This window comes from Pantoea sp. 22096 (assembly GCF_052045955.1).
Taxonomy (GTDB): Bacteria; Pseudomonadota; Gammaproteobacteria; order Enterobacterales; family Enterobacteriaceae; genus Pantoea; species Pantoea alfalfae.
Window position 1 is genome coordinate 380,240 of the sequence record NZ_JBQEPW010000001.1, and the last position, 20,427, is coordinate 400,666.

Genomic DNA, 20,427 nt, shown 5'->3' on the forward strand with positions numbered 1-20,427 from the left:
AGGCTGGCGCGGATCACGTTATACTTCCCGCACATTTTCAACGGTTAACCAGGCCGTTTCAGATTCCCTCCGCAGTAACAGGCAAAACGAATTCATGCGACTCGACAAATTCATCTCTCAGCAACTGGAAATCAGCCGCGCTATCGCTCATCGCGAGATCCGTGGCCAGCGTGTCACCGTCAACGGTGAAGTGGTGCGCGATACCGCGTTTAAACTGCTGCCCGATCACGAAGTCGCCTACGACGGCAACGTGCTGCAGATGCTCACCGGCCCACGCTACTTTATGCTGAACAAACCGCAGGGCTACGTCTGCTCAACCGACGATCCCGATCATCCGACTATCCTCTATTTCATCGAAGAGCCAATGTCATTCAAACTGCACGCGGCAGGGCGTCTTGATATTGACACCACCGGGCTGGTGCTGCTGACAGATGATGGCCAGTGGTCACACCGCATTACTTCGCCACGTCATCACTGCGAGAAAACCTATCGCGTCACCCTGGAATCGCCGCTCGGTGACGACACGGCCGCGCAGTTTACCGCGGGCGTGCAGCTCCACAATGAGAAGAGCCTGACGAAACCGGCACAGCTGGAGGTGATTACCCCCACAGACGTGCGGCTGACCCTGAGCGAAGGCCGTTATCACCAGGTGAAACGGATGTTTGCCGCCGTCGGTAACCGGGTCATTGAGCTGCATCGCGAACGTATCGGTGACATTGCGCTGGACGACGATCTGGAACCGGGCGAATACCGGGCGCTGACGGAAGACGAGATCGCCAGCATCGGTCTGCCAAAAGAGCTGAAGGCAAAATAACCGGGCGGGCCAGGCGGCTCGTACCTGATTCATTCGTGCAGGAGAGGGTGTGCGTAAGGAAAAGAATTCACCAACAGGACTGGTGGTTATCCTTGGTTTGTTAGCCATGCTGATGCCATTGTCGATCGACATGTATCTGCCTGCGATGCCCCAGATAGCAAGAGAATTTGGCGTTTCAGCCGGTAGCGTGCAGATGTCGCTCAACCTCTATATTCTTGGCTTCGCGATTGGCCAGCTTATTTATGGGCCACTGGCAGACAGCTATGGGCGCAAGCCAGTGATTGCACTCGGGACTCTGATCTTTGCCTGTGCCGCCGCGGCCTGTGCGCTGTCGCAGAGTATCGACCAGCTGATTCTGATGCGCTTCCTTCACGGGCTGTCGGCTGCCGCAGCCAGTGTGGTGATCAATGCCTTGATGCGTGACAGTTACTCGAAAGAGGACTTCTCCCGCATGATGTCCTTTGTGATGCTGATTACCACCATTGCGCCGCTGCTGGCGCCGATCATCGGCGGCTGGCTGCTGGTGCTCTGGAGCTGGCACGCTATCTTTTGGGCGCTCGCGGGTGCGGCACTGGTGACGACCGTGTTGGTGACCACGCAGATCCGCGAAACCCTGAAGCCGGAGCAGCGACAGCGGTTTCACCTGCGCACTACGCTGGGTAATTTCGTGACGCTGTTCCGCCACAAGCGGGCGTTCAGTTACATGCTGGCGAGCGGCTTCTCCTTTGCCGGACTCTTTACCTTTCTCAATGCCGGTCCCTTTGTCTACATCGAGCTTAATCACGTCTCACCGCAAAACTTTGGCTACTATTTTGGCCTCAACGTGGTGTTTCTTTTTCTGCTGACGCTGATTAACAGCCGCGCCGTACGCCGCTTTGGTCCGGTGGCGATGTTCCGTCTGGGCCTGCTGATACAATTCTGCATGGGGATCTGGCTGCTGATTGTCAGCGCCTTCAGCCTCGGCTTCCTGCCGCTGGTGATGGGGATCGCGCTGTTTATCGGTTGCGTGTCGATGGTCTCATCGAATGCGATGGCGGTGATTCTGGATGAGTTTCCCCACATGGCGGGTACGGCCTCGTCCCTGGCGGGTACGCTGCGTTTTGGCGTTGGTGCTTTTGTGGGGGCGTTGCTGTCGCTGGTAAGTTTTAACAGCGCCTGGCCGATGGTCGGTACTATCGCGCTCTGCGCAACAATCTCTCTGCTGCTCTTTTTCTACGCTTCACGTTCCCGCCCTGCGGCCCGTTAATCGGGCGCAGTGGTTTTCCCGCCTTTATCCGCAGTGATGCACATCTCGCCGGTTTTGTTTCTTTATTGTGAAAAATTTTAGTTAAAAAAGTAACCACAATGCAGCTAAAATGATTGTTAACGTCGTGTGAACGCGGTACATATAGGCTGAAGTGCGATGTAAGTCGCAAAAATGCGCTTCTGCAATCCGCCTAGACGGGCCTGCCATCCCTGTCCTGACTCTGCGGGGATCAACCCGTTTTCAGCCGGGAAGGTCGGTGTTGCGACATAAACTCATCCGGGAGAGTAACCTATGCTGCAACTTTCAATTGTGCATCGTCTGCCACAGCGTTTTCGCTGGGCCAGCGATCACCATAGTGCCATTGAATCCGATGACACGACGCTGGATGAGCAGGAGTTCGTGGCGCTGCGACTGATCAGCCATGACGGCATTCCGGCATGGGAGATTCTGCAGCAGCTGAAAGAGGTGCTGGCGGATATTCAGGTCGACTGCAAAGTGGCCGAATGTGAAGGGCAGCCCTGCCTGTTTATTCAGCGTCGCGACGAAAGCGCCACTAACTGCTGCCTGAAAAATCAGGGCGTGGCGATTGCGGAGACCTTTATCGCAGGCTGAGTTGCGCCGACTGTAGCAGCTCGCGAGTATAAACAGTTGTCGGTGACGCAAACAACGTTTCACACTCTCCCTGTTCAACCACCTCCCCCTGACGCAGCACGATAAGCTGATGACACAGGGCGCGAACCACATCCAGGTCGTGACTGATAAACAGATAGCTGAGCTGACGCTGCTGCTGTAAGCGGCGTAATAGTGTCAGAATCTGCTTCTGCACCGTGCGATCCAGCGATGAGGTGGGTTCATCCAGTATCAGCAGCTCTGGCTCCAGAATCAGTGCCCGCGCGATAGCAATCCGCTGTCGCTGACCGCCAGAGAATTCGGCCGGATAACGATGGCGACTTTCTGCTTCAAGCCCGACTTCCTCCATCACCGCAATCACGCGCTGCGCCTGCTGCGCACTGTTGAGTTCAGGCTGATGCACCGCCAGACCTTCAGCAATAATCTGCTGCACCGTCATACGCGGATTGAGAGAAGAATTCGGGTCCTGAAACACTACCTGAATGCGCTGACGCAGTGGCAGAAGTTGCCGGCGCGACAGCTGATGCAGCGGCTGGCCGTCAAACCAGATTTCGCCACGTGAGGCAATCAGCCGCAACAGCGCCAGGCCGGTGGTGCTTTTACCCGACCCGGACTCGCCCACCAGACCCAGACTTTCGCCACGCCGCAGGCTGAAACTTAGTCCGGACAGTACCTGCTTTTCACTGGCCTGCCGCCGGAACAGTCCGCGCCGCTGCGCAAAACTGACCTGAAGCTGCCCGACCCGAAGAATGACAGGCGCATCTGCAGGGAGCGGTAGCGCTTTTCCTTCCGGCTCGGCAGCCAGCAACTGCTGGCTGTAAGGATGTTGCGGCTGGTTCAGCAGAATCTGGCAGCGATTCTGTTCCACGATGTGACCCTGACGCATCACGCTGACGTTATCCGCCAGCTGACGCACGATATTCAGGTTATGGGTGATAAACAGCATGCCCATATTCAGCTCCCGCTGCAGTTCACGCAGCAGCGCCAGAATCTGCGCCTGCACCGTCACATCCAGTGCAGTGGTGGGCTCATCGGCAATCAGCAACTGCGGCTCGGTCAGCAGCGCCATAGCGATCATCACTCGCTGGCGTTCCCCGCCGGAAAGCTGGTGGGGGAAATCGTTGAGCCGGGCGGCAGGCTGACGGATACCGACCCGATCGAGCACGCTGATAATCTCACCGCGTGCCGCCTGACGACGCAGCCCACGATGCAGCGACAGCACTTCATACAGCTGCTTCTCTACGGTGTGTAGCGGATTCAACGATACCATCGGCTCCTGAAAAATCATCGCAATCTGGTTGCCACGAATAGCACGCAGACGCTGTTCGCGGGCACGCAGCAGATCTTCACCGTTAAACAGAATCTCTCCGCGGGGATAAACCACCGCTGCCTCATGCAGCAGTCGCATTACCGACAGCGCCGTGACGCTTTTGCCGGAACCCGACTCGCCCACCAGCGCCAGCGTTTCGCCCGCGTCGATGTGCAGTGAAACGTCATCCACGACCTGACGAAGCTGCTCGCCCTGACGAAAGGCGACCGAGAGATGATTGATGGCAAGCAGTGGCGTCGTCATTCAGGCTCCTTTGCCCGGATCAAAGGCGTCGCGCACCGCTTCGCCAATAAAAATCAACAGCGAAAGCAGGATCGCCAGGGTGAAAAAGCCCGCCAGGCCCAGCCAGGGTGCCTGCAGATTATTTTTGCCCTGCAGCAGCAACTCACCCAGCGAGGGTGAACCCAGCGGCAGACCGAAACCGAGAAAGTCGAGGGAGGTGAGCGTGGTGATCGAACCGCACAAAATAAATGGCAGAAAGGTCAGGGTAGCCACCATCGCGTTAGGCAGCATGTGACGCAGCATGATCCGGGCATCGCTGACCCCCAGCGCCTGTGCTGCGCGGATGTAGTCAAAGTTTCGGGTACGCAAAAACTCGGCCCGGACCACGCTTACCAGGCTCATCCAGCCGAATGCGACGGTGACCAGCAGCAGCCACCAGAAACCGGGCTGAATGACGCTGGAAAGGAGGATCAGCAGAAACAACGACGGCATACCAGACCAGACTTCAATCATCCGCTGCCCAATCAGATCAATTCTGCCGCCGAAATAACCCTGCACCGCGCCAACCACAATTCCGATGACGCTGGAGATAAGTGTCAGCAGCACGCCGAACAGCAGGGAGATGCGCGTGCCATAGAGCAGCCGTGCCAGTACGTCGCCACCGTTGGCGTCTGTGCCGAGCCAGTTCTGCGCCGAGGGCGGAGAGGGGAACGGCACCTCGGTGGCAAAATTGATGGTGCTGTCGCTGAAGTGAACCGGAGCCCATAAGGCCCAGCCGTTCTGTGCGATGCGCTGCCGCAGCCAGGGATCCTGATAATCCGCCGCTGTCGCCAGTACGCCGCCATAGTCGGTTTCGCTGTAGTCAAACAGCAGCGGCACCATCCAGCGCTGCTGATAATGCACCAGCAGTGGCTTGTCATTGGCGATCAGTTCGGCACAGAGTGACAGCAGAAAAATAACCAGAAAGATCCACAGCGACCAGTAGCCGCGCCGGTTATGGCGAAAGCGCTGCCAGCGCTGTTGATTGAGTGGAGAGCGCGTCATGAGCGGCTCCCGAAATCGATGCGCGGATCGACCAGCGTATAAGTCAGATCGCTGAGAATATTCATCAGCAAACCGATCAGCGTGAAAATATAGAGCGTGCCAAACATCACCGGATAGTCACGTTGCAGCGTCGCGTCATAGCCGAGCAGGCCGAGTCCGTTGAGCGAGAACATCACTTCGATCAGCACCGAACTGGTAAAAAACATGCTGATAAACGTAGCGGGGAAGCTGGCGATGACCAGCAGCATCGCATTGCGAAACACATGGTGATAAAGAATTCGGCGTTCCGGCACCCCTTTGGCGCGCGCGGTGACGACATAGAGCTTGCGGATCTCATCCAGAAAGGCGTTTTTCGTCAGCATGGTCAGTGTGGCAAAGCCGCCAATCACCGTTGCCAGTACCGGCAGGGCGATATGCCAGAAGTAATCCAGTACTTTGCCATACCAGGGCAGCGTGTCGTGCTGCGCCGAGGTGAGCCCGCGCAGCGGGAACCAGTCAAGGTAGCTGCCACCGGCAAACAGTACGATCAGCATGATGCCGAACAGAAAAGCCGGAATGGAGTAGCCAATGATAATAAACGCGCTGCTCCAGACATCAAAGGCGCTGCCGTTGCGCACCGCTTTGCGGATCCCCAGTGGAATCGACACCAGATAGATGATCAGCGTGCTCCATAATCCCAGACTGATCGAGACCGGCAGGCTCTCCTTAATCAACCCGATTACCGAGGCGCTACGAAACAGGCTGTCGCCAAAGTCAAAACGCAGGTAGTTCCACAGCATCTCGCCGTAGCGCTGCCATAGCGGTTTATCGAAGCCGTAACGCTTTTTAATCTCCGCAATCACTTCGGGATCCAGCCCGCGCGCGCCACGGTACTGATTATCAGCAGGATTAATATGACTGATGCTGGCGCGTGAACTGGCGCTCTCCGCGCCGCTGCCGGGCAGGCCAGTTGTCTGACCAAACTCAATATTTGCCAGCGCCTGGTCGACAGGTCCGCCGGGCGCGATTTGCACAATAAAGAAGTTGAGCGTGATAATCGCCCATAAGGTCGGGATAATCAGCAGCAATCTGCGCAGAAAGTATGCGGCCAACGGTCATCTCCTTAGCGTTTGCTGGCCGGCAGGCGTCCGGCTTTGTTAGTGTCGTACCACCAGTTTTCCAGCCCGGTGCTGTAGGCAGGCTTGCGGACAGGGTGAGAAAACTTATCCCAGTACGCCAGCCGCTGTTCAGCGTTGTACCACATCGGGATCATATACGCATTCCACAGCAGCACCCGATCCAGCGCCTGTGCCAGCGGCCGCAACGCGGCAGGGTCGCCCTGATGCGCGACAATCTGTTTCACAAAGTGATCGACGATAGGATCGTTGACCCGTGCGGTATTCCACGACGAGGTGATGTAGTCGGACTGCCAGAGGATCTGCAGACTGGAAGTCGGGATCGGCATCGCCCCGTAAACGGTGGCAATCATGTCATAGTCGCCTTCACGCCAGCGCCGCAGGTACTGTGAGCTGTCGATCTGCCGCAGGTTCAGCGTAATGCCAAGCCGCGCAAGGTTGTGCTGCAACGGTAATGCCCATTCGGTACTGGTGCCACCGCGCAGCAGCAGTTCGACCGTAAACGGCTGACCGGTTTTATTGTTAACCAGTCGGCGATTTTTGATCTGCCAGCCCGCCTGTTTCAGGAGCTCAAACGCGTTTAACAGACTGGCGCGATCATAGCCGCTGCCATCGGTTTTGTGTGGCAGGTAAGGCTGGCTGAACAGCGCAGGAGGCAGCTGCGCGCGCCAGGGTTCGAGCAGCGCCCGTTGCTGTGCATCCGGCACCCCGTGGGCAGCATACTCTGTATTCTGGAAATAGCTGCTGGCACGCTGCCAGGCACCGTAATAGAGCGCTTTATTCATCCACTCGAAATCAAACATCAGTGACAACGCCTGGCGCACCCGGCGATCGTGGAACAGCGGTTTTTCGTTGTTGAATGCCAGCCAGCGGGTATCGATAGCGGCTTCATTGGGCGTGGTTTCTTTTACAATGCTGCCATCGTCGAAATTGCGGCCACGATACTGGGTCGCCCATTTCTTCGCCGATGTCTCTTCACGCAGATCGTAGCCACCCGCTTTAAAGGCTTCGAACGCAACATTGTCATCCAGATAGTAGTCATAGCGCATGCGATCAAAATTAAAGCGTCCACGATTCACCGGCAGATCGGCAGCCCAGTAATCTTTTACCCGGCTGAACTCAATAAACTGGCCCAGCTTCCAGCGCGTGATGCGATAAGGCCCACTGGAAAGCGGCGGTGCGCTTAACGGCTCGTTAAACTTCTTATCGCGCCAGAACGACTCGGGGATAACCGGTAGCGTCAGTAATCCAAGCAGCAGATCTTTATCCGGTTTCTGTGCCTCGATGCGGACCGTGATATCGTCCAGCGCCCTGACGGTCACGCCACGATAGGCGACGCGGAACTGAGGCACGCCCTCGGTCATAAACTTCTGAAAAGTGAACGCTACGTCGCGGGCGGTGACTGGCGTGCCGTCATGAAACCGGGCGCGGGGATTCAGGCGGATCTCAATCCAGGTAAAATCGCTGGCGTAGCGTGCTGATTCAGCAATCAGCGGATAATAACTGCCCGGTTCATCGTCTGAGCTGGTGTAAAGCCCGTCATAAAGCGTGCCGGTGTTAATGCCCGGATTGCCGCGCGAGGCGTAACGGTTAAAGTTGTCATAAGTGCCCACTACCGCCATAGTGATGCTACCGCCTTTAGGCGCGCGGGGATCGGCGTAATCGTAATGGCTGAAGCCGGGCGGATATTTCGCTTCGCCCGCCTGGGTGAAGGCGAACGTTTGCAGGACCGTGGCCGCCAGCAGTGGGGCGCTGAACAGGCCGCACAGCAGCAGAAATCCTAAGCGAAAAAGCATGCTCTCTCCTGTTAAATATCCGGCGCGATTTGGGCCAGAGAGTCTCAGGCGTTATGACGCCGGAAATAGTCTATCAGTGTTTCTGGTCGCAGCGGACGGCTGAAGATATAACCCTGCAGATGGGTTACACCTCGATGGATCAGCCAGGCGGCCTGTTCGCCGGTTTCTACCCCTTCCGCCACACTTTTCAGATTCAGCTTCTTCGCCAGTTGCAGCACGGTGTCCAGCACCGGCGAGGTCAGGGTTTCTGTGCCGATGCGCTGGACAAAGCCACGATCGATTTTCAGGTAATCAAACGCATAACGTTCCAGATAGATCAGCGCACTGTGGCCGGTACCAAAATCATCAATAGCAATGTTGATATGCTGCTGATGCAGCCAGTCAAACAGTTCTCCGACGTTTTCATCTCGCACCATGGCGCGCTCGGTAATCTCAAACACGTAATTAAAGTGAGCCGCAGGCATGGTATCAAGCCAGCGCAGCACATCCTGCCGGAAACCGCTGTCAGCCAGATGCAACGCAGAGATGTTAAGGCTGAGGCAGGCATGACGGGGAATGGTATGACACAGTTGATGAGCATCACGTGAAACCAGCTGAAACAGATGCCGGGTCAGAGGAATAATAAGGTTCTGCGACTCGGCATACTGAATAAACACATCGGGCGGGATCGGGCCTTCGGTCGGATGGGTCCAGCGCAGTAACGCTTCCATACCATAAGGCTGACCATCATGGGAAGTAACCAGCGGCTGATATTCAACATGAAACTCGCCGCGCTTCATGCCCCGAATCAGCTCTTTCCCCGGACGCTGATAAACAGATAACAGCAGCCAGCAGCCGCCGGAAACCAGCAGTGACAGCAGCAGGCTGCACAGCAGGATATTCTGATAATCACTGAACGCCAGAACCGAACCGAACAACACAAACTCCAGCGGATAGCCTGTCAGCGCCTGCTGATACAGCGGCGGCGGCAGACTTTTATTTTTCATCACGCCAGGCTGCCAGCTGGTTAAGGCACTCTTTTGCGCCATCAGCGCCATACCAGTAATTTCCGGATGCCCGGAGATCTGCAGCTGGTAGGGAGCCAGGCTGATATTCAGCGTCGCGAAGACACCTGACTGCTGACGGCCAGGATTTTTAATCCACAATCCCAGCGCCGGTTTATTTGGCTGAAGCGGCGTGCCTGACATGAGCTGCAGATCAATATCGCGTGAGGTATCACTATTGGGTGCGATAACATTAAGCGGCAGACTAAAACTGCCGGTGGCCGACGAGCAAAAGGCATTGCCATTGTTAACCAGCAGGATGGCGCGGAGATTACCGGCAAACGCGGCGCGCGATGTCAGTTCACGATTAATGGTATGACAGGCAGTGTGGGTGAACGGAAGCAGAGGACTGAGGGTGCTGATGAGCAGACTGGAGAGTGTTTGCTGTAGTGCTGTTCGGCTGTTCTCCAGCAGTTGCTGGTGCTGTCGTTCGCGCTTCTGCCAGGTCTGGTGAAATGACAGGGCGGCAAACAGAAGAAAGAATACGCCACCGACCATCGCGCTACTCCATGCGATTCGGCGAGGATAGGTGGCATGGCGCCTTAGCGCCCCCGACAGTGGCATGAGGAACTTCCCCTGATCAAATTATTATTATGTTATTGCACACGACTGCTTCGGTTTAAGCGACCGAGAATATAACGAGAGTGTCCGAAATGTCTCGTTATTAATCTGAAATACAATGCTTTTATCTTATATAGCGGCTGGTGCTAAAAATAAGGCACGAAAAAAAACGCTGCGTAAGCAGCGTTTCATGTTCTCTGGCTGAGAGAAGATCGAAAGTGATAATCAGGTCGGGTTACGACTTAATACACGGCGTCCTTCACGGTAACGCTTTTTCCAGTAGTCATCATTGAGACTGGAGATCATGACGCCACTGCTGGTGGAGGCATGAACAAAATTGTCGTTACCCAGATAAATACCCACATGACGGCCTGTTGAGCCGGCACGGAACATTACCAGATCGCCAGGACGCAGTTTACTGCGGGTAATCTCTTTACCGGTGTCCTGCTGCTCAGAGGTCGAGCGCGGTAATTCTAAGCCAAACTGATCGCGGAAGGTGCGTTGTACAAAGGCGGAACAATCGATTCCGCGTTTGGTATCGCCACCGAGGCGATAGCGCACACCTTTCCAGACGGCGTATTGTTCCATGATGCGCGACTTAACGTCGACGTTACGCACCATTTCTTCAAACTCATCCTGAGACGCCTGAAGTAAAAAACCATTGTGGTTGTTAACTTCATGATTCTCGTTATTCGCGTTTTGACTGCTATGGGTACTGCTACAAGCTGAGAGGAGTGTGGCCAGCGCCAGTGCGGGCACGATCCGCAAAATATATCTCAGTATTGGTTGAGACTTGACCATTATTCGGGTTTTCCTTCGATTTCCTTACGACAAAATTGTCGCCAGCCAGATGACAAAACAGGGAGATTAATAAGCGAAACAGCCTAAGACAAATCCTTAATTACTAAAATGTGTTAATGGACACATTTTTACGGTAAAAAATCCGAATTTTCTGCCGCTGTAGCCTCACTGCGACTGAGGTTAACTGATTACAGACGCCGTGGCGAGTGCTTTTAATCAATTTTATATAGGTTTTTTTGATGTGAAATCAAACCGTAACACCCTGACTACTTTAGCAACAATTGTGGTGAAATGATGATGAGAACAGGCAGCGAAAGGGGCGTCAATTCAGGGCATAGCTTCTGTTTTTAGCGTTTTCTTTATTGACAGAGAATATTGGTGACTGTTTAACCAGCCAGCAGGGTCATAACCTTTTCTTTTCGTCAATTTAATTAGCAGGCTAATAGTGGTGGGCTGTTTTTTATAAGCGCGGACGGTCAGGACCAGGCCGATTAAATCGTCCGCGCTTAACATTTACGTCACGGGCTTATATTTCCCCGGTAATTTGCGATAAAACCAGTTTACCAGCACGTCACTGGCTGGCGTTAATAGCCACCAGCTCAGACCCACTAATATCACTGACATTGAACCGACGGCAATATCGGTAAACCAGTGTGCACCCGCCATGACGCGCGGCAGTGAAAATATCACCACAATAGCCGTGGCAATTAAGAAGCGGCTAAAACCAAAATAACGCCAGATAAAGCAGGCGAAAATAATCAGCATCATACCGTGGTCGCCAGGGAAGCTGTCTTTCGAGGCATCTTTAGCGGGAATACCGGTGAGTTCGCTGACGCGATGCACATTCTCGAAGAACAGCGTCGGACTGGAGTGCTTCACCGGCAACAGGTGGCCCAGCTGATTAAGTACTACAGCGGTAAGCAGCATAGTGATACCGATAGCCAGCATCCGCCGCCGCGCGTGTGGCGTTTCACGTCGCCAGATCGACAGATAAAGCAGGCCCATTGCCAGCAATGACACCGCATCAAATCCACGAAAATTGGTGATAGCGACGATCAGTGCGAACAGCGGATGGCTCACCATCTGATTGTTAAAGCCATAGAATATAGATTTATCGACGCCGAACCAGAAGCCATGTTCTGGCGGCAGATACCATGACAGAAATAGCATCACGCCCAGTGCATTAAGCAGCAGGATAGTAATAAGGCGAGTTACGCGCATAGTTAAACTCATTATTATTAAAAATAACCGCCGACAATACCTCTGTCAGCGTAAACGGCACTTCAACAATGCCGATTGTAGTCGATTCCAGTCAGCCTGTTGAAAATGAATGATCTCAATGCGGCTATCGGATGGCGGTGAGGGGAGTGTTTCACTCTGCAGCTCATTTGCCTGACGATTGATACGCAGAGTGCCTTCTTTCGTGCGCATCACACCTTTAATGCGATCAACCGGTGCCTGGCGTACCCATTCCAGCAGCGCACTGCTGTCAAACCGCGTATCAGCATCAAAAATCCAGCCGCAGGCGCTGTAACCCTGACCGTGGTTCAGCGCCCGGCGCCAGCGCGCTTCGCCGTCCAGTCGTAACGCCGCGAGGCCGCTGGTCGGGTTAGACGGATGATGATGATGCGGCAGGGGAAGATCGCGTGGCTGATAAGGCGTATCAAGCAGGGAAAGGGGGATCTGACCAAATTCTGTCTGTATTAATGGACGCAGAGGCTGCATCTGCTGCTGCCAGTCAGCCAGGCGCTGACGGTCCTCCTCACCCCAGCAATCGCGCTTGTTGGCGATAATCATATCGGCAGCAGCGAGCTGATCGCGGAAGTTTTCATTGGCAAGGATGCGAGGATCGGACAGCTGACGGGCATCCAGCAGCGTCAGGGTCGCATTAAGTTGCAGCCACGCCTGATAAACCGGCGCACTTAACATCTGCAACACCTGACGCGGATGACCCAAGCCGGTTGGCTCAATCAGCAGCCGATCCGGTTTGCTCTTCAGCAAAATATTCAGCCCGACCTGCATCGGCAGGCCATTAACGCAACAGAGACAGCCGCCGGGGATCTCTTTCAGGGTGGCACCGCGATCGGCCAGCAGTGCACCGTCGATCCCAATCTCGCCAAACTCATTGACCAGCACCGCCCACTTCTCTTCGGGCGGTCTGGCTGCCAGCAGATGGCAGAGCAGCGTAGTTTTGCCGCTGCCCAGAAAACCGGTAATCAGATTAACGCGCGTCATGGGGCCTGCTCCTGCCTGAGAATAGCGTGGTAATGTAATACTATAACACTATCACGACTGGCAGCAGTTGAGTGGTTAGTCTGCACGGCCCATGTAGCGGCGTTCAGCAATATGAATGCGGATGCGATCACCGTTGCTGAGGTATTCCGGCACCTGGATAGAGAGACCCGTGCTCATACCGGCCGGTTTCGTTCGGGCGCTGGCGGAAGCGCCTTTAATGCCGGGTGAGGTATCCACGATTTCCATGTCTACGGTTTGTGGCAGTTCCAGCGCCAGCACCTGACCTTCCATCGTCAGTACGTGAATGCCTGGGATGCCGCCTTCAGGGATAAACAGGAGCTCTTCTTCAATCTGCTCCTGTTTAAAGGAGTAAGGGGTGTAATCCTCATCATCCATAAAGATGTATTCGTCACCATCTATATAAGAGAAGGTCACGCTGCGGCGGCTGAGCGAAATCGCATCAATAATCTCGTCGCCCTTGAAGCGCTCTTCGACTTTTAAACCGGTGCGGACATCGGTAAAGCGCATTTTATACAGGGTGGCGGCACCGCGTGCGCTGGGGCTCTGGACATCAATATCCTTAACCAGCAGCAGTTTACCGTTGTGCGTGACGGCCATCCCTTTTTTAATTTCGTTGGCTTTTGGCATTGCTGTTCTCGCTATCTTGAGAGTGAAGTGCGCGCAACGTTACTCGCGCCGGTGAAAACTGGCAATATCGTGGATGCGAAATTTTGTGTCAGACCGCGGCTTTCATGGCAATTAGTGTGGTGGACTGCTATTGTCGCCGCGACTTTCTCTGCCGGAGCACAGCATGCAATGCCGTAGCCAGTGCGGTGCCTGTTGCACAGCACCTTCGATCTCCTCGCCGATTCCTGGCATGCCTGACGGCAAGCCCGCCAACACGCCCTGTGTTCAGCTTGATGACACACTTCGCTGCAAACTGTTTGGCTCACCCCTGCGTCCAGCCGTCTGCGCAGGTCTGCAACCTGCACACAGCATGTGCGGCGATTCGCGCCATCAGGCGATGACCTATCTGCTGCAACTCGAAGCAGATACCGCGCCCTGAGGCGCTGACGCTGCTGAACTTTCTGGTCCACTCATCTCTGGTTTACAGCATCTGCGTCAGCCTGTTCACTTTTTATTCCCCTTAACCACCCCGAAATGTGCGTAACGTCAAAAATCTGTTACGCCATTTGCGCATTTTCTTGCCTCGGGAAAATTGCTGTACCACAATCCCTGAAACGTTTCAGCGGTGACTGCGCCACCTGTTTTCAACAGCATGGCGTAAAAAAATCCCCACTGGCTGAAACGATTCAATCTCAGCAAGCGAGGAGAATTATGTTCCAGCTCGAATTGCAGGCCATCCATACCGGAGCCAGCGCCCAGAACAAAGAAGAGGCCATTCGTCAGGTTGCTGCCGCGTTAACCGCGGCTGGCAATGTGACGGAAGGCTACGTCAACGGCATGCTGGCGCGCGAACAGCAGACCTCCACCTTCCTTGGCAACGGCATCGCTATCCCGCATGGCACCACCGATACCCGCGATCTGGTGCTGAAAACCGGTGTTCAGGTGTTCCAGTTCCCGCAGGGCATTGCCTGGGGCGACGATCAGACCGCCTATGTCGCTATCGGTATTGCTGCTAAGTCAGATGAACATCTGGCGCTGCTGCGTCAGCTGACGCACGTTCTGAGCGATGACTCCATTGCCGAACAGCTTAAAACTGCCTCTGCTGAAGACCTTCGTGCGTTGCTGATGGGCGAGAAACAAGCCGCTGAATTCAGCTTCGACACTTCATTAATTACGCTCAACGTCGCCGCCAGCGATCTGATCACCCTCCAGGCGATGAACGCCGGTCGGCTGCAGTCCGCGGGCGTGGTGGATGCCAGCTACGTCGCAGACGTGGTCTCAACGACGCCGCTGAACCTGGGACAGGGCATCTGGCTCAGCGACAGCAGCCTCGGCAACCTGCGCAGTGGCGTGGCCATCAGCCGCGCTGAACATGCCTTCGAGCATCAGGGCGAACAGGCTGCGCTGCTAATCAGCGTGTCGGCAACCGATGAGCGTCCGCTGGAAGTGCTGGGTTACCTCAGCGCATTACTACAGCAGGGCAAAGCCGATCGTCTGCTGAAAGCCGATGCGGCAGGCGTCTACGCGCTGCTGACCAGCGAAGTGGATGAGCAGGCTGAGGTACTGACCGCCGAATACACCATCCGTAACGAACATGGCCTGCATGCCCGTCCGGGTACCGCACTGGTTAGCGTAATCAAGCAGTTCAACAGCGACATCACTGTGACCAACCTCGACGGCAGCGGTAAACCTGCCAATGGCCGCAGCCTGATGAAAGTGGTTGCGCTGGGCGTGAAAAAAGGCCATCGCCTGCGCTTCACCGCCAGCGGTGACGATGCACAGCAGGCGCTGAACGCGATTGAAGAAGCGATCACCAGCGGTCTGGGTGAGGGGGCATCATGAGCAGACGCGTCGCCACCATCACGCTGAATCCGGCATATGATCTGGTGGGATATACCCCTGAAATTGAACGCGGTGAAGTCAACCTGGTGAAAACCACCGGGCTGCATGCTGCGGGCAAGGGCATCAACGTTGCGAAGGTCCTGAAAGATCTGGGTATCGATGTCACCGTGGGTGGCTTCCTGGGTAAAGAGAATCAGGATGGCTTCCAGCAACTGTTCAGCGAGCTGGGCATTGCTAACCGTTTCCAGGTGGTGCCAGGCCGTACCCGTATCAACGTTAAACTCACTGAACAGACCGGCGACGTGACCGATCTGAATTTCTCCGGTTTTCAGGTCACCGCTCAGGACTGGGATCGTTTTACGAGCGACTCGCTGACCTGGCTGGGCCAGTTCGATATGGTCTGCGTCAGCGGCAGCCTGCCGGAAGGTGTCGATCACGATGCCTTTACCCGCTGGATGACCGAACTGCGCACCCACTGCCCATGCATCATCTTTGACAGCAGCCGCGAGGCGCTGGTGGCAGGCCTGAAAGCCGCACCGTGGCTGGTTAAACCTAACCGTCGTGAGCTGGAAATCTGGGCTGGTCGCAAACTGCCAACGCTGCAGGATGTGATTGGTGCGGCGCACGAACTGCGCGAGCAGGGCATCGCCCATGTGGTGATTTCGCTGGGCGCAGAAGGTGCGCTGTGGGTCAACGCCTCTGGTGAATGGATTGCTAAACCGCCGGTGTGTGAAGTCGTCAGCACCGTGGGTGCAGGTGATTCCATGGTTGGCGGCCTGATTTATGGCCTGCTGATGCGCGAATCCAGCGAACACACGCTGCGTCTTGCGACGGCCGTGGCGGCGATGGCCGTCAGCCAGAGCAATGTTGGCGTTTCCGATCGTACTCAGTTGGCCGCAATGATGGCGCGCGTCGACTTACAACCCGTTAACTGACAGCAGGAGAGCGATAATGAAAACGCTGCTGATTAAAGACCCTGTACTGGGACTGGCTTCCGCTTATATGGCGCAACAACGTCTGGCTGCTGCCGCACCTGCTGCGGGCCTGACTCTGACTGATAACCCTGCCGACGCGGAACTGGCGATCGTGCTGGGCAAAAACGTGCCGGACGATGCGGCGCTGAACGGCAAAGCGGTCTGGCTGGGCGATATCCAGCTGGCAGTTCGCGAGCCGGAAACTTTCCTGAACCGGGCGAAAGCCGAAGCCAAAACCTGGCAGGCAACCGCTGCGGTGGCCACACCGGCTGGCGCATCGGCTGCGGCACCGGCTCAGAATGGCGCGCCGAAACGCGTGGTTGCCGTTACCGCCTGTCCGACCGGCGTGGCACACACCTTTATGGCTGCCGAAGCCATTCAGGCTGAAGCGACCCGTCGCGGCTGGTGGGTGAAAGTTGAAACGCGCGGTTCCGTGGGTGCCGGTAATGCGATTACCCCGGAAGAAGTGGCAGCTGCCGATCTGGTGATCGTCGCTGCTGATATCGAAGTCGATCTGGCGAAATTTGCTGGTAAGCCAATGTACCGCACCTCAACCGGTCTGGCGCTGAAGAAAACCGCGCAGGAACTGGATAAAGCAGTAGCAGAAGCGAAGCCGTACAAAGCGGCAGCGGCCGGGCAGAGCAATAGCAGTGAAGAAGAGAAGAAAGGCGGAGCAGGGGCTTATCGTCACCTGCTGACCGGTGTTTCTTACATGCTGCCGATGGTGGTCGCGGGTGGTCTGAGCATCGCCCTGTCGTTCGCTTTTGGTATCACAGCCTTTAAAGAGCAGGGCACCCTTGCCGCTGCACTGATGCAAATCGGTGGTGGCAGCGCCTTCGCCCTGATGGTTCCGGTGCTGGCCGGCTTTATCGCCTTCTCCATCGCTGACCGTCCGGGTCTGACGCCTGGTCTGATTGGCGGTATGATCGCCACCAGCATCAATGCGGGCTTCTTAGGCGGTATCATCGCGGGCTTCATTGCAGGTTATGCGGCGAAGCTGATCAGCGGCAAAGTTAAACTGCCGCAGAGTATGGAAGCGCTGAAACCGATACTGATTATTCCGCTGTTCGCCAGCCTGATCACCGGCCTGCTGATGATCTACGTAGTGGGCAAACCGGTTGCGGGCATCATGAATGGCCTGACGCACTGGCTGGCCAACATGGGTACGGCGAATGCAGTCCTGCTGGGTGCCATTCTGGGCGGCATGATGTGTACCGATATGGGTGGGCCGGTGAACAAGGTGGCTTACGCATTTGGTGTCGGCTTACTGAGTTCGCAGACGTATGCACCGATGGCCGCCATCATGGCCGCCGGTATGGTGCCACCGCTGGCGATGGGTCTGGCTACGCTGGTTGCCCGTCGTAAATTCAACAAAGGTCAGCAGGAAGGCGGTAAAGCGGCACTGGTTCTGGGTCTCTGCTTTATCTCTGAAGGTGCGATTCCGTTCGCTGCCCGTGACCCGATGCGCGTACTGCCTTGCTGCATCGTCGGTGGCGCGGTTACCGGCGCGATCTCCATGGCGATTGGCGCAAAACTGATGGCACCGCACGGTGGACTGTTCGTCCTGCTGATCCCTGGCGCAATTACGCCGGTTATCGGTTATCTGATGGCGATTATCATCGGCACCGCGATTGCAGGTCTGAGCTATGCGGTTCTGAAACGTCCGGAAGAGCAGCTGGCGAAAGCCTGATGTGCTGAAGTGCATAATCTGCTGAAGTAAAAACAAACAGGGAGCCGGATGGCTCCCTGTTTGTTTTTACAGACGGTTCCCGAAATTAAAGCGACGGGAGCATACGACTGGAGTAAAGCATCGCGGGCCAGGGAGCCAGCTGGCTTCCTCAGACTACTCACAAATTCTTATCAGGGTGCATCTGGCAGCGATGAATTAGCTAAAACTCAGGGAACACGGTCAGAGGAGGAAAGCGTCCCGCCGCCCGGATAAAAACGCCAGGCGTTTTTGAACAACGCAACGCGTTGGCCCGGCAACGGGCGCACCTCAGGGATGAGGTGCGTAATCGCGCGGGCCGAGCGTGTCATGGATGACGGATTTTGCGTCTTTCCGATCTGACCGTGTTCCCTGTGCAAGCTCAGTCTTACAGCAACCAGGCCAGACTTTGTCAAAAATCTCAGGGAGCCAGCTGGCTCCCTTTTTCTATCCCTGCTGTTCGGCTTTCAGCCAGGCAATCTCATCTTTCCAGATATCAGGATTAATAGTTTCAAGAATCAACGGGATACCATCAAACCGCGGATCTTTCATCAGCCAGCTAAACGCCGTTTTACCGATATTCCCTTCACCCAGACTGTGATGGCGGTCAACGCGACTGTCAAAGGCGCTTTTGGCATCGTTCAGGTGCATGCCGCGCAGATAGTTAAAGCCGACAATACGCTCAAACTCTGCAAAGGTCGCTTCGCAGTCCGCTTCGGTGCGCAGGTCATAACCGCCGGCAAACGCATGGCAGGTATCAATGCAGACGCCGACGCGCGACTTATCTTCGACATGCTCAATAATAGTGGCGAGATGCTCGAAGCGGAAACCCAGGTTACTGCCCTGACCCGCGGTATTCTCAATGACGGCAGTCACGTTCTGTGTCTGATCGAGCGCGATGTTGATCGACTCCGCAATCCGCTTCAGGCACGCTTCTTCATCAATCTGATGCAGATGGCTGCCGGGATGGAAGTTCAGGAGTGTCAGGCCGAGCTGGTCACAACGTTGCAGTTCATCAATAAAGGCCGCGCGGGATTTCTCCAGCGCCTCTTCAACCGGGTGACCGAGGTTAATCAGAAAACTGTCGTGCGGCAGGATTTGCTGCGAACTGAATTTGTACGTCTCGCAGGCGGCGCGAAAAGCATCAATCACCTCTGTGGAGAGCGGGGCGGCCTTCCACTGACGCTGATTTTTAGTAAAGAGGGCGAAGGCGGTGGCTTCTATTTCATGGGCGCGGATCACGGCCTGATCCACACCACCTGCCGCACTCACGTGTGCGCCAATATATTTCATGCCTTTCTCCTGGGGCTATGCACGGGTGAAACGGCATGATACCCGATGCCGCTAGCCCATGAAATGTTGCACCAGCAGATTGATGGTGCCGCCGCCCGCAATCAACCAGACAAACACCAGCGCGCCCAGCAACAGCGGTTTAACGCCCGCCTCACGCAATGCCCCGAAACGGGTGGTTAAGCCCAGCGCGGCCATCGCCATCGCCAGCAGCAGACCCGCCAGCTCATTCAGCGTGGCCACCAACGCCGCAGGCAACAGCTGCAGCGAGTTAAACAGCGCGACCGCGATAAACAGCAGGGCGAACCAGGGAAAGGTCACTGGCTGACGCGCTTTGCTCGCGTTGCGTTTGCCGCGGATTACCGCACTCAGGCAGAGCAGGAACGGCGCCAGCATCATTACCCGCAGCATTTTGGCAATCACGGCGCTGTTCTCAGCCTCCGGGCTGATGCTGTGCCCGGCGGCTACCACCTGCGCGACTTCATGAATAGTGGAACCGGTGAAGACCCCAAACTGCGCGGCACTCAGCCCCGGAAACAGGTGATGCGCCAGCGGCCACATCAGCGGATAGATAAAGATGGCCAGGGTGCCGAACAGCACCACGGTCGCGATAGCCACGGCAACTTTTGACGACGCCGCTTTCACCACCGGCTCGGTCGCCAGTACGGCCGCAGCCCCACAGATACTGCTGCCTGCGCCAATCAGCCAGACGGTATCGCGATCCAGCTTCAGCAGCCGGATGCCCAGCAGGCAGGTCACAAAAAAGGTGCTGCTCAGCGTCAGCGCATCAATCAGGATGCCGCTTAAACCGACGTCAGCAATCTGTTGTAAGGTAATGCGGAAGCCAAACAGGATGATCCCCAGTCGCAGCAGCTTCTGTTTAGCCAGCACCACGCCACTGTCGCAGCGCGACGCCAGCGGTGTATAGACGCTGTTGCCAACCAGAATCCCCAGCATAATCGCCAGGGTCAGTGAACCCAGCCCTGCTGCTGCAATCGCCGGTTGCTGCGCCAGCCAGCTGGCTGCCCCGGCAATCGCAGCCGTCAGCAGCAGACCAGGGAACCAGAGCGTAACGGGATGATGCGTTTTAGGGATGCTCAGTTCGGTCATGATGGTCACTCCTCGTCGTTGAGTCATGATCATGAGGGCGAC

At 56.0% G+C, this 20,427-nt stretch carries 18 protein-coding genes; 7 read left to right on the forward strand and 11 right to left on the reverse strand.

The features are described 5' to 3' along the window. The first annotated feature begins 94 nt into the window (after positions 1 to 94). The 3 genes from rsuA to ACTJKZ_RS01685 all read left to right on the forward strand — a co-directional run bounded on the left by rsuA (position 95) and on the right by ACTJKZ_RS01685 (position 2,672). Positions 95 to 814, forward strand: a complete 720-nt coding sequence (gene rsuA, locus ACTJKZ_RS01675; RefSeq protein ID WP_161732182.1) for a 16S rRNA pseudouridine(516) synthase RsuA — start codon at positions 95 to 97, stop codon at positions 812 to 814. A 49-nt stretch (positions 815 to 863) separates the two neighbouring features. Further along, entirely contained in the window at positions 864 to 2,060 is a 1,197-nt protein-coding gene (locus tag ACTJKZ_RS01680) for a Bcr/CflA family multidrug efflux MFS transporter (protein ID WP_161732183.1), read from the forward strand. 291 nt (positions 2,061 to 2,351) lie between these two features. Continuing rightward, positions 2,352 to 2,672: a hypothetical protein gene (locus tag ACTJKZ_RS01685; RefSeq protein WP_098052788.1), complete on the forward strand. Its 321-nt coding sequence runs from the start codon at positions 2,352 to 2,354 to the stop codon at positions 2,670 to 2,672. Here ACTJKZ_RS01685 and yejF read toward each other — a convergent pair. From yejF to yeiP, 9 genes are all read right to left on the reverse strand, one after another. Beyond that, the gene (yejF, locus tag ACTJKZ_RS01690; protein ID WP_222925204.1) at positions 2,659 to 4,263 is read right to left on the reverse strand and encodes a microcin C ABC transporter ATP-binding protein YejF; all 1,605 of its coding nucleotides are present in this window, start codon (positions 4,261 to 4,263) and stop codon (positions 2,659 to 2,661) included. The two genes, ACTJKZ_RS01685 and yejF, sit on opposite strands and share 14 nt — an antisense overlap. Next, a complete protein-coding gene (locus tag ACTJKZ_RS01695) occupies positions 4,264 to 5,286 on the reverse strand; it encodes an ABC transporter permease (protein ID WP_161732188.1) in 1,023 nt (340 codons plus the stop codon). Continuing rightward, complete coding sequence (locus ACTJKZ_RS01700; RefSeq protein ID WP_253419354.1) at positions 5,283 to 6,377, reverse strand: microcin C ABC transporter permease YejB; 1,095 nt, start codon at positions 6,375 to 6,377, stop codon at positions 5,283 to 5,285. Before ACTJKZ_RS01700 ends, ACTJKZ_RS01695 begins: the two co-directional genes overlap by 4 nt. Positions 6,378 to 6,388: 11 nt before the next feature. Continuing rightward, positions 6,389 to 8,197 carry an extracellular solute-binding protein gene (locus ACTJKZ_RS01705; RefSeq protein ID WP_440829133.1) on the reverse strand — a complete coding sequence of 603 codons (1,809 nt, stop codon included), beginning with the start codon at positions 8,195 to 8,197 and terminating at the stop codon, positions 6,389 to 6,391. Between the two features lie 44 nt (positions 8,198 to 8,241). Further along, positions 8,242 to 9,804 (reverse strand): cyclic di-GMP phosphodiesterase, encoded by a 1,563-nt coding sequence (locus tag ACTJKZ_RS01710; RefSeq protein WP_222925208.1) that lies wholly within the window; start codon positions 9,802 to 9,804, stop codon positions 8,242 to 8,244. Positions 9,805 to 10,026: 222 nt separating this feature from the next. Next, positions 10,027 to 10,602: a bifunctional murein DD-endopeptidase/murein LD-carboxypeptidase gene (gene mepS, locus ACTJKZ_RS01715; protein WP_013358530.1), complete on the reverse strand. Its 576-nt coding sequence runs from the start codon at positions 10,600 to 10,602 to the stop codon at positions 10,027 to 10,029. Positions 10,603 to 11,115: 513 nt separating this feature from the next. Then, complete coding sequence (locus tag ACTJKZ_RS01720) at positions 11,116 to 11,823, reverse strand: phosphatase PAP2 family protein (RefSeq protein WP_161732194.1); 708 nt, start codon at positions 11,821 to 11,823, stop codon at positions 11,116 to 11,118. Positions 11,824 to 11,868: 45 nt separating this feature from the next. Further along, the gene (locus tag ACTJKZ_RS01725; protein WP_253419343.1) at positions 11,869 to 12,837 is read right to left on the reverse strand and encodes a CobW family GTP-binding protein; all 969 of its coding nucleotides are present in this window, start codon (positions 12,835 to 12,837) and stop codon (positions 11,869 to 11,871) included. Positions 12,838 to 12,912: 75 nt separating this feature from the next. After that, positions 12,913 to 13,485 (reverse strand): elongation factor P-like protein YeiP, encoded by a 573-nt coding sequence (yeiP, locus tag ACTJKZ_RS01730; protein WP_003854146.1) that lies wholly within the window; start codon positions 13,483 to 13,485, stop codon positions 12,913 to 12,915. Between the two features lie 163 nt (positions 13,486 to 13,648). On the opposite strand from yeiP, the gene ACTJKZ_RS01735 reads away from it, so the two are divergent. The 4 genes from ACTJKZ_RS01735 (at position 13,649) to fruA (ending at position 17,970) form a co-directional block, all read left to right on the forward strand. Continuing rightward, entirely contained in the window at positions 13,649 to 13,903 is a 255-nt protein-coding gene (locus tag ACTJKZ_RS01735; protein ID WP_090959387.1) for a YkgJ family cysteine cluster protein, read from the forward strand. 272 nt (positions 13,904 to 14,175) lie between these two features. Further along, positions 14,176 to 15,306, forward strand: a complete 1,131-nt coding sequence (fruB, locus tag ACTJKZ_RS01740; RefSeq protein ID WP_222925210.1) for a fused PTS fructose transporter subunit IIA/HPr protein — start codon at positions 14,176 to 14,178, stop codon at positions 15,304 to 15,306. After that, entirely contained in the window at positions 15,303 to 16,241 is a 939-nt protein-coding gene (gene fruK / locus ACTJKZ_RS01745) for a 1-phosphofructokinase (RefSeq protein ID WP_161732200.1), read from the forward strand. Before fruB ends, fruK begins: the two co-directional genes overlap by 4 nt. Positions 16,242 to 16,257: 16 nt before the next feature. Then, positions 16,258 to 17,970: a PTS fructose transporter subunit IIBC gene (gene fruA, locus ACTJKZ_RS01750; protein WP_260058893.1), complete on the forward strand. Its 1,713-nt coding sequence runs from the start codon at positions 16,258 to 16,260 to the stop codon at positions 17,968 to 17,970. A gap of 462 nt (positions 17,971 to 18,432) precedes the next feature. Here fruA and nfo read toward each other — a convergent pair whose 3' ends face one another. Further along, a complete protein-coding gene (nfo, locus tag ACTJKZ_RS01755) occupies positions 18,433 to 19,278 on the reverse strand; it encodes a deoxyribonuclease IV (protein ID WP_440829134.1) in 846 nt (281 codons plus the stop codon). A gap of 51 nt (positions 19,279 to 19,329) precedes the next feature. Further along, entirely contained in the window at positions 19,330 to 20,385 is a 1,056-nt protein-coding gene (locus ACTJKZ_RS01760; RefSeq protein ID WP_161732206.1) for a YeiH family protein, read from the reverse strand. Positions 20,386 to 20,427: the final 42 nt, after the last annotated feature.

What these genes read in the sequence shown, in the direction of transcription:
- ACTJKZ_RS01705 (WP_440829133.1), bottom strand. Translation starts at nt 8,197, where the DNA reads ATGCTTTTTCGCTTAGGATTTCTGCTGCTGTGCGGCCTGTTCAGCGCC.
- ACTJKZ_RS01735 (WP_090959387.1), top strand. Translation starts at nt 13,649, where the DNA reads ATGCAATGCCGTAGCCAGTGCGGTGCCTGTTGCACAGCACCTTCGATC.
- fruK (WP_161732200.1), top strand. Translation starts at nt 15,303, where the DNA reads ATGAGCAGACGCGTCGCCACCATCACGCTGAATCCGGCATATGATCTG.
- ACTJKZ_RS01685 (WP_098052788.1), top strand. Translation starts at nt 2,352, where the DNA reads ATGCTGCAACTTTCAATTGTGCATCGTCTGCCACAGCGTTTTCGCTGG.
- yejF (WP_222925204.1), bottom strand. Translation starts at nt 4,263, where the DNA reads ATGACGACGCCACTGCTTGCCATCAATCATCTCTCGGTCGCCTTTCGT.
- ACTJKZ_RS01695 (WP_161732188.1), bottom strand. Translation starts at nt 5,286, where the DNA reads ATGACGCGCTCTCCACTCAATCAACAGCGCTGGCAGCGCTTTCGCCAT.
- yeiP (WP_003854146.1), bottom strand. Translation starts at nt 13,485, where the DNA reads ATGCCAAAAGCCAACGAAATTAAAAAAGGGATGGCCGTCACGCACAAC.
- rsuA (WP_161732182.1), top strand. Translation starts at nt 95, where the DNA reads ATGCGACTCGACAAATTCATCTCTCAGCAACTGGAAATCAGCCGCGCT.
- fruA (WP_260058893.1), top strand. Translation starts at nt 16,258, where the DNA reads ATGAAAACGCTGCTGATTAAAGACCCTGTACTGGGACTGGCTTCCGCT.
- ACTJKZ_RS01725 (WP_253419343.1), bottom strand. Translation starts at nt 12,837, where the DNA reads ATGACGCGCGTTAATCTGATTACCGGTTTTCTGGGCAGCGGCAAAACT.
- nfo (WP_440829134.1), bottom strand. Translation starts at nt 19,278, where the DNA reads ATGAAATATATTGGCGCACACGTGAGTGCGGCAGGTGGTGTGGATCAG.
- ACTJKZ_RS01760 (WP_161732206.1), bottom strand. Translation starts at nt 20,385, where the DNA reads ATGACCGAACTGAGCATCCCTAAAACGCATCATCCCGTTACGCTCTGG.
- fruB (WP_222925210.1), top strand. Translation starts at nt 14,176, where the DNA reads ATGTTCCAGCTCGAATTGCAGGCCATCCATACCGGAGCCAGCGCCCAG.
- mepS (WP_013358530.1), bottom strand. Translation starts at nt 10,602, where the DNA reads ATGGTCAAGTCTCAACCAATACTGAGATATATTTTGCGGATCGTGCCC.
- ACTJKZ_RS01710 (WP_222925208.1), bottom strand. Translation starts at nt 9,804, where the DNA reads ATGCCACTGTCGGGGGCGCTAAGGCGCCATGCCACCTATCCTCGCCGA.
- ACTJKZ_RS01720 (WP_161732194.1), bottom strand. Translation starts at nt 11,823, where the DNA reads ATGCGCGTAACTCGCCTTATTACTATCCTGCTGCTTAATGCACTGGGC.